This is a genomic window from Aquabacterium sp. T101 (genome assembly GCF_057219775.1).
The window spans coordinates 559,004-565,570 of the sequence record NZ_JBXVVZ010000002.1 but is presented as its reverse complement, the minus strand read 5'-3'; the positions used below and the strand labels follow the sequence as shown (position 1 = coordinate 565,570).

The 6,567-nt window shown below is 66.5% G+C and carries 14 protein-coding genes; all 14 read left to right on the top strand.

Features of this window, described 5'->3' with window-relative positions; genetic code table 11:
* Positions 1–129, top strand: a 129-nt coding sequence (locus AC2EAQ_RS09815; RefSeq protein ID WP_484642797.1) for an EF-Tu C-terminal domain-related protein, incomplete at its 5' end; no start/stop codon positions are given.
* A 10-nt stretch (positions 130–139) separates the two neighbouring features.
* Positions 140–451, top strand: a complete 312-nt coding sequence (gene rpsJ, locus AC2EAQ_RS09810) for a 30S ribosomal protein S10 (protein WP_484642748.1) — start codon at positions 140–142, stop codon at positions 449–451.
* A gap of 89 nt (positions 452–540) precedes the next feature.
* Positions 541–1,212: a 50S ribosomal protein L3 gene (rplC, locus tag AC2EAQ_RS09805; protein WP_484642745.1), complete on the top strand. Its 672-nt coding sequence runs from the start codon at positions 541–543 to the stop codon at positions 1,210–1,212.
* A complete protein-coding gene (gene rplD, locus AC2EAQ_RS09800; protein WP_484642742.1) occupies positions 1,212–1,832 on the top strand; it encodes a 50S ribosomal protein L4 in 621 nt (206 codons plus the stop codon). Before rplC ends, rplD begins: the two co-directional genes overlap by 1 nt.
* A complete protein-coding gene (gene rplW, locus AC2EAQ_RS09795) occupies positions 1,829–2,146 on the top strand; it encodes a 50S ribosomal protein L23 (RefSeq protein ID WP_484642740.1) in 318 nt (105 codons plus the stop codon). Before rplD ends, rplW begins: the two co-directional genes overlap by 4 nt.
* Positions 2,147–2,971 (top strand): 50S ribosomal protein L2, encoded by an 825-nt coding sequence (gene rplB, locus AC2EAQ_RS09790; protein ID WP_484642738.1) that lies wholly within the window; start codon positions 2,147–2,149, stop codon positions 2,969–2,971. It begins immediately after the preceding gene.
* Between the two features lie 12 nt (positions 2,972–2,983).
* On the top strand, positions 2,984–3,262 hold the full coding sequence (gene rpsS, locus AC2EAQ_RS09785; RefSeq protein WP_484642736.1) for a 30S ribosomal protein S19: 279 nt from the start codon (positions 2,984–2,986) through the stop codon (positions 3,260–3,262).
* Between the two features lie 15 nt (positions 3,263–3,277).
* Complete coding sequence (gene rplV, locus AC2EAQ_RS09780) at positions 3,278–3,607, top strand: 50S ribosomal protein L22 (protein WP_484642734.1); 330 nt, start codon at positions 3,278–3,280, stop codon at positions 3,605–3,607.
* Between the two features lie 9 nt (positions 3,608–3,616).
* The gene (gene rpsC / locus AC2EAQ_RS09775) at positions 3,617–4,492 is read left to right on the top strand and encodes a 30S ribosomal protein S3 (RefSeq protein WP_484642732.1); all 876 of its coding nucleotides are present in this window, start codon (positions 3,617–3,619) and stop codon (positions 4,490–4,492) included.
* A 12-nt stretch (positions 4,493–4,504) separates the two neighbouring features.
* On the top strand, positions 4,505–4,921 hold the full coding sequence (gene rplP / locus AC2EAQ_RS09770; protein WP_484642730.1) for a 50S ribosomal protein L16: 417 nt from the start codon (positions 4,505–4,507) through the stop codon (positions 4,919–4,921).
* Between the two features lie 12 nt (positions 4,922–4,933).
* Positions 4,934–5,134, top strand: a complete 201-nt coding sequence (gene rpmC, locus AC2EAQ_RS09765) for a 50S ribosomal protein L29 (protein ID WP_484642728.1) — start codon at positions 4,934–4,936, stop codon at positions 5,132–5,134.
* On the top strand, positions 5,131–5,421 hold the full coding sequence (gene rpsQ / locus AC2EAQ_RS09760) for a 30S ribosomal protein S17 (protein ID WP_484642726.1): 291 nt from the start codon (positions 5,131–5,133) through the stop codon (positions 5,419–5,421). Before rpmC ends, rpsQ begins: the two co-directional genes overlap by 4 nt.
* An 88-nt stretch (positions 5,422–5,509) precedes the next feature.
* Positions 5,510–6,025 (top strand): peroxiredoxin, encoded by a 516-nt coding sequence (locus AC2EAQ_RS09755; RefSeq protein WP_484642723.1) that lies wholly within the window; start codon positions 5,510–5,512, stop codon positions 6,023–6,025.
* A 171-nt stretch (positions 6,026–6,196) separates the two neighbouring features.
* Entirely contained in the window at positions 6,197–6,565 is a 369-nt protein-coding gene (gene rplN / locus AC2EAQ_RS09750) for a 50S ribosomal protein L14 (RefSeq protein WP_484642721.1), read from the top strand.
* The last annotated feature ends 2 nt before the right edge of the window (positions 6,566–6,567 follow it).

Genomic DNA, 6,567 nt, shown 5'->3' with positions numbered 1-6,567 from the left:
CCTGGCGACAACGTCAGCATCACGGTCAAGCTGATCGCGCCGATCGCGATGGAAGAGGGCCTGCGCTTCGCGATCCGCGAAGGCGGCCGCACCGTCGGCGCCGGCGTCGTCGCCAAGATCATGGAATAAGGAGCGGACCATGCAGAAACAGAAGATCCGCATCCGCCTCAAGGCGTTCGACTACAAGCTGATCGACCAGTCGGCCATCGAGATCGTCGATACCGCCAAGCGCACCGGCGCGATCGTCAAAGGCCCCGTGCCCCTGCCGACCCGCATGCAGCGGTTCGACATCCTGCGTTCGCCGCACGTCAACAAGACCAGCCGCGACCAGTTCGAGATCCGCACCCACCAGCGCCTGATGGACATCGTCGACCCGACCGACAAGACGGTCGACGCCCTGATGAAGCTGGACCTGCCGGCCGGCGTGGACGTCGAGATCAAGCTGCAGTAGAATCCGCGGCTTTCCCGGCGGCGCGTTCCTGATGGGCGCGCCGCCAAACTCATCAGCCTGGCCAATCGATGTCGGGCATTGGAGAAAACATGAGTCTGAGCAACCGTCTCGGTTTGCTGGGGCGCAAGGTGGGCATGATGCGCATCTTCACGGACGACGGCGACGCCGTGCCCGTGACGGTGCTGGACGTGTCCAACAATCGCGTCACCCAGGTCAAGACCGAAGCCACCGACGGCTACAACGCCCTGCAAGTGGCGTTCGGCACGCGCAAGGCGTCCCGCGTCAGCAAGCCCCAGGCCGGGCACCTCGCCAAGGCGGGTGTCGAGGCGGGCGAGATCGTCCGTGAGTTCCGCGTCGCTGCCGACGTGGCGGGCCAGTACCAGGCCGGTGCCACTGTCCCCGTGACCCTGTTCGCCGCCGGCCAGATGGTCGACGTGCAGGGCACCTCGATCGGCAAGGGCTTCGCCGGCACCATCAAGCGCCACAACTTCAGCTCGCAGCGCGCGTCGCACGGCAACAGCCGTTCGCACAACGTGCCGGGCTCGATCTCCATGGCGCAGGACCCGGGCCGCGTGTTCCCGGGCAAGAAGATGTCCGGCCAGATGGGCGACGAGACCGTCACCACCCAGAACCTCGACGTCGTGCGTGTCGACGAGGCCCGCTCGCTGCTGCTCGTCAAGGGCGCGGTTCCGGGCTCGAAGAACGGCTTCGTCACCGTGCGGCCGGCCGTCAAGGCCAAGGCCAAGAAGGGAGCCCAGTGATGCAGCTCGAGCTCCTGAACGAACAAGGCCAGGCCACGTCCAAGGTCGACGCTCCGGACACCGTGTTCGCGCGTGACTACAACGAGGCGCTGGTGCACCAGGTCGTCGTGGCCTTCCAGGCCAACGCGCGCCAGGGCACCCGTGCCCAGCTCGACCGTGGCGAGGTGAAGCACTCGACCAAGAAGCCCTTCCGCCAGAAGGGCACCGGCCGCGCGCGCGCCGGCATGACCTCGTCGCCGCTGTGGCGCGGGGGTGGTCGGATCTTCCCGAACCGTCCGGACGAGAACTTCAGCCAGAAGATCAACAAGAAGATGTACCGCGCCGGCATGGCGTCGATCCTGTCGCAGCTCGCGCGCGACGGTCGGCTGGCCGTCGTGGACTCGATCAAGGTCGAGGCTCCCAAGACCAAGCTGCTTGCCCAGAAGTTCAAGGCCATGGGCCTGGAGTCGGTGATGGTGATCGCCGACCAGGTCGACGAGAACCTGCTGCTGGCCTCGCGCAACCTGGCCAACGTGCTGGTGGTCGAGCCTCGCTACGCCGATCCGCTGTCGCTGGTCTTCTACAAGAAGGTGCTGGTGACCAAGGGCGCGATCGAGCAGCTCAAGGAGATGTTCGCATGAGCGCCACCAAGAAATTCGACCAGGGCCGCCTGGCCCAGGTGCTCGTCGAGCCGATCGTCTCCGAGAAGGCGACTTCGGTGGCCGAGAAGCACAACCAGGTGCTGTTCAAGGTGCTGCGCGACGCGACCAAGCCCGAGATCAAGGCGGCCGTCGAGCTGATGTTCAAGGTCGAGGTCGACGCGGTCCGCACCGTCAACCAGCGCGGCAAGGAAAAGCGCTTCGGCCGTTCCGTCGGCCGCCGCGACCACATCAAGAAGGCCTACGTGTCCCTCAAGAAGGGTCACGAGCTGAACTTCTCCGGGGAGGCCGCTTAAATGGCTGTCATCAAGGTCAAGCCCACGTCGCCCGGCCGTCGCGCCGTGGTGAAGGTGGTGCACAAGCACCTGCACAAGGGCAAGCCCGAAGCCTCGCTGCTCGAGCCGCAGATCCAGAACGCCGGCCGCAACAACAACGGCCACATCACGATGCGTCACAAGGGTGGTGGCCACAAGCACCACTACCGCGTCGTCGACTTCAAGCGCAACAAGGACGGCATCCCGGCGAAGGTCGAGCGCATCGAGTACGACCCGAACCGCACCGCCCACATCGCGCTGCTGTGCTACGCCGACGGTGAGCGCCGCTACATCATCGCCCCGCGCGGCCTGGAGGTCGGCTCGACGGTGATCAGCGGTTCCGAGGCCCCCATCAAGGCCGGCAACACGCTGCCCATCCGCAACATCCCGGTCGGCTCGATCATCCACGCCGTCGAGATGCTGCCGGGCAAGGGCGCCCAGATCGCCCGCTCGGCCGGCACCTCGGTGACGCTGATGGCGCGTGAAGGCACCTACGCGCAGCTGCGTCTGCGCTCGGGCGAAGTGCGCCGCGTGCACATCGACTGCCGCGCCACGATCGGCGAGTGCAGCAACGAGGAGCACAGCCTGCGCCAGTACGGCAAGGCCGGTGCCAAGCGCTGGCTGGGCATCCGCCCGACGGTGCGTGGCGTGGCCATGAACCCGGTGGACCACCCGCACGGCGGCGGCGAAGGCCGCACCGGCGAGGGCCAGGTGCCGGTGTCGCCGTGGAACACGATGACCAAGGGCTACCGCACCCGCAACAACAAGCGCACGCAGACGTTCATCGTCTCGCGTCGCAAGAAGTAAGAGGCCGACGACATGACCCGTTCCCTCAAGAAAGGCCCGTTCGTCGACCGGCACCTTCAGGCCAAGGTCGAGAAGGCGGCTGCCATCAAGGACAAGAAGCCGATCAAGACCTGGTCGCGGCGCTCCACGATCCTGCCCGAGTTCATCGGCCTGACGATCGCGGTGCACAACGGCAAGCAGCACGTGCCCGTGTACGTGACCGACCAGATGGTCGGCCACAAGCTGGGCGAGTTCGCGCTCACCCGGACCTTCAAGGGCCACCCGGCCGACAAGAAGGCAGCGAAGAAGTAAAGGATGGCCACGAACATGGAAACGCAAGCAATCGTTCGCGGCGTGCGCCTGTCTGTCGACAAGGGGCGCCTGGTGGCCGACCTGATCCGCGGCAAGAAGGTGGATCAGGCCCGCAACATCCTGAAGTTCACGCCGAAGAAGGCCGCCGGCATCGTGCTCAAGGCGCTGGACAGCGCCATCGCCAATGCGGAGCACAACGACGGCGCCGACATCGACGAGCTGAAGGTCAAGACGATCTACGTCGAGCAGGGCACCACGCTCAAGCGCTTCAGCGCCCGGGCCAAGGGCCGCGGCAACCGCATCAGCAAGCCGACCTGCCACATCTACGTCACCGTCGGGAACTGAAGGAAGACCATGGGACAGAAGATCCATCCGACCGGCTTCCGCCTGCCCGTCACGCGTGCCTGGGCATCGCGCTGGTTCGCGTCCAACCGCAACTTCGCCACGATGCTGGCCGAAGACCTGCAGGTTCGCGACTACCTGAAGACCAAGCTCAAGAACGCCGCGGTGTCGCGCATCCTGATCGAGCGTCCGGCCAAGAACGCCCGCATCACCATCTTCTCGGCGCGTCCGGGCGTGGTGATCGGCAAGAAGGGCGAGGACATCGAGAACCTGAAGGCCGAACTGTCCAGGCGCCTGGGCGTGCCGGTGGCGGTGAACATCGAAGAGATCCGCAAGCCGGAAGTCGATGCCCAGCTGATCGCCGACAGCATCACCCAGCAGCTCGAGAAGCGCATCATGTTCCGCCGCGCGATGAAGCGCGCGATGCAGAACGCGATGCGCCTGGGCGCGCAGGGCATCAAGATCATGTCGTCGGGCCGCCTCAACGGCATCGAGATCGCGCGTTGCGAGTGGTACCGCGAAGGCCGCGTGCCGCTTCACACCCTCAAGGCCGACATCGACTACGGCTTCTCCGAGGCCAAGACCACCTACGGCGTCATCGGCGTCAAGGTGTGGGTCTACCGCGGTGACCGTCTCGGCGTGGGCGAGGCCCCCGTCGCGACCAAGCCGGAAGGCGACGACGACCGTCGCGGCCCGCGTCGCGGCCCGCGTGGCGACCGCCCGGCGGGCGACCGTGGCGCCCCGGCCGGCCGTACCGGCCGCGCGCCGCGCAGCGCCGGTGCCCCGGTGGACGGCAGCGACAAGCCGGCCGAAGCGGGAGCCGCCGACGCGGCCAAGCCCGCGGTCAAGCGCGTTCGCAAGGCGCCCACGCCTGCGACCGGCGCCTAAGGAGAAAACAACATGCTGCAACCCAATCGCCGCAAGTACCGCAAGGAACAGAAGGGCCGCAACACGGGCGTTGCCACGCGCGGCGCCAACGTGTCCTTCGGCGACTTCGGCCTCAAGGCCACCGAGCGTGGTCGCCTGACCGCCCGCCAGATCGAGGCGGCCCGTCGTGCCATCTCGCGCCACATCAAGCGCGGTGGCCGCATCTTCATCCGCATCTTCCCCGACAAGCCGATCAGCCAGAAGCCGGCCGAGGTCCGCATGGGCAACGGCAAGGGCAACCCGGAGTACTGGGTGGCCGAGATCGTGCCGGGCAAGGTGCTGTACGAAATCAACGGCGTTCCCGAGCAGCTGGCGCGCGAGGCGTTCACGCTGGCGGCTGCCAAGCTGCCGCTGTCGTGCACCTTCGTCGCCCGCCAGGTCGGTGCCTAAGGAAGACAAGCCATGAAAGCATCCGAACTGCGCGCCAAGGACGTTCCCGCGCTCGAGAAGGAAGTGACCGATCTGCTCAAGGCCCATTTCGGCCTGCGCATGCAGAAGGCCACCCAGCAGCTGACCAATCACTCCCAGCTGGGCAAGACCCGCCGCGACATCGCTCGGGCCAAGACCATCCTGGCGCAGAAGAAGAAGGAGGCCGCCAAGTGAGCACCGCCGCCAATCCCGCGACCCACGCCGAAGGCAAGGTCGTCCGCACTTTCGTCGGCAAGGTCGTCAGCGACAAGCGCTCCAAGACCGTGACCGTGCTGGTCGAGCGCCGTGTCATGCACGAGCTCTACGGCAAGATCGTGGCCCGCTCGAGCAAGTACCACGCTCACGACGAGAAGGGCGAGTACAAGATGGGCGACGTGGTCGAGATCACCGAGAGCCGTCCGATCTCCAAGACCAAGTCCTGGGTCGTGACGCGCCTGGTGGAAAAGGCCAAGCTCGTCTGAGGGCTGTCGCCTTCCCCGTCCGCGCGACGGCCGGAACGCTGGGACACTGGCGACCGGCCGTTGTCACTTAACCATGCAGGAGACGCACATGATCCAAGTCGGCGACAAGCTGCCCGCGGGCAAGCTGCAGGAGTTCATCGAGGTCGAGGGCAACGGCTGCTCGGTCGGCCCCAACACGTTCGACCTGGCCGCGCTGACGGCCGGCAAGACCATCGCCCTGTTCGCGCTGCCCGGCGCGTACACCCCGACCTGCTCGGCCAAGCACGTGCCCGGCTACGTCGAGAAGGCCGAGGCCCTCAAGGCCGCCGGCGTGGACGAGATCTGGTGCGTGTCGGTCAACGACGCCTTCGTGATGGGCGCCTGGGGCCGTGACCAGAAGACCGCCGGCAAGGTGCGCATGATGGCTGATGGCAGCGCCGACTTCGCCAAGGCGGTCGGCCTGACGCTGGACCTGACCGGCCGCGGCATGGGCGTCCGCAGCAACCGCTACTCCATGCTCGTCGTCGACGGCGTGGTCAAGTCGCTCAACGTCGAGGGCCCCGGCAAGTTCGAGGTCAGCGACGCCGACACCCTGCTCAAGCAGGCCCAGGCCCTCAAGGCCTGATTCCCGCGTCGCCGGGCGCCTTGCAAGGGCGCCCGGAATTCAGCTACAATTCGCGCTTCGCCTTTTCGGGGCGGCCTGTTGCAATGTCTCAGGTCATTCCGGCAGGGCCTTCAGCCCACACCACGGGCCCAAGACTGCCGCCTTCGCGGGCGTGCAAGTTGGGGACAACAAATGATCCAAATGCAATCGCGACTCGACGTCGCGGACAACACTGGCGCGAAGACCGTCATGTGCATCAAGGTGCTCGGCGGCTCCAAGCGTCGCTATGCCGGCATCGGCGACGTGATCAAGGTCTCGATCAAGGAAGCCGCCCCTCGCGGGCGCGTGAAGAAGGGCGAGGTCTACAACGCCGTGGTGGTCCGTACCGCCAAGGGCGTGCGCCGCAACGACGGCTCGCTGGTGAAGTTCGACGGCAATGCCGCCGTGCTGCTTAACGCCAAGCTCGAGCCGATCGGCACCCGCATCTTCGGCCCGGTGACGCGCGAGCTGCGCACCGAGCGCTTCATGAAGATCGTTTCCCTCGCTCCCGAGGTGCTCTGACC

What these genes read in the sequence shown, in the direction of transcription:
- rpmC (WP_484642728.1), top strand. Translation starts at nt 4,934, where the DNA reads ATGAAAGCATCCGAACTGCGCGCCAAGGACGTTCCCGCGCTCGAGAAG.
- rplD (WP_484642742.1), top strand. Translation starts at nt 1,212, where the DNA reads ATGCAGCTCGAGCTCCTGAACGAACAAGGCCAGGCCACGTCCAAGGTC.
- rplV (WP_484642734.1), top strand. Translation starts at nt 3,278, where the DNA reads ATGGAAACGCAAGCAATCGTTCGCGGCGTGCGCCTGTCTGTCGACAAG.
- rpsC (WP_484642732.1), top strand. Translation starts at nt 3,617, where the DNA reads ATGGGACAGAAGATCCATCCGACCGGCTTCCGCCTGCCCGTCACGCGT.
- rplW (WP_484642740.1), top strand. Translation starts at nt 1,829, where the DNA reads ATGAGCGCCACCAAGAAATTCGACCAGGGCCGCCTGGCCCAGGTGCTC.
- AC2EAQ_RS09755 (WP_484642723.1), top strand. Translation starts at nt 5,510, where the DNA reads ATGATCCAAGTCGGCGACAAGCTGCCCGCGGGCAAGCTGCAGGAGTTC.
- rpsS (WP_484642736.1), top strand. Translation starts at nt 2,984, where the DNA reads ATGACCCGTTCCCTCAAGAAAGGCCCGTTCGTCGACCGGCACCTTCAG.
- rplN (WP_484642721.1), top strand. Translation starts at nt 6,197, where the DNA reads ATGATCCAAATGCAATCGCGACTCGACGTCGCGGACAACACTGGCGCG.
- rplP (WP_484642730.1), top strand. Translation starts at nt 4,505, where the DNA reads ATGCTGCAACCCAATCGCCGCAAGTACCGCAAGGAACAGAAGGGCCGC.
- rpsJ (WP_484642748.1), top strand. Translation starts at nt 140, where the DNA reads ATGCAGAAACAGAAGATCCGCATCCGCCTCAAGGCGTTCGACTACAAG.
- rplB (WP_484642738.1), top strand. Translation starts at nt 2,147, where the DNA reads ATGGCTGTCATCAAGGTCAAGCCCACGTCGCCCGGCCGTCGCGCCGTG.
- rplC (WP_484642745.1), top strand. Translation starts at nt 541, where the DNA reads ATGAGTCTGAGCAACCGTCTCGGTTTGCTGGGGCGCAAGGTGGGCATG.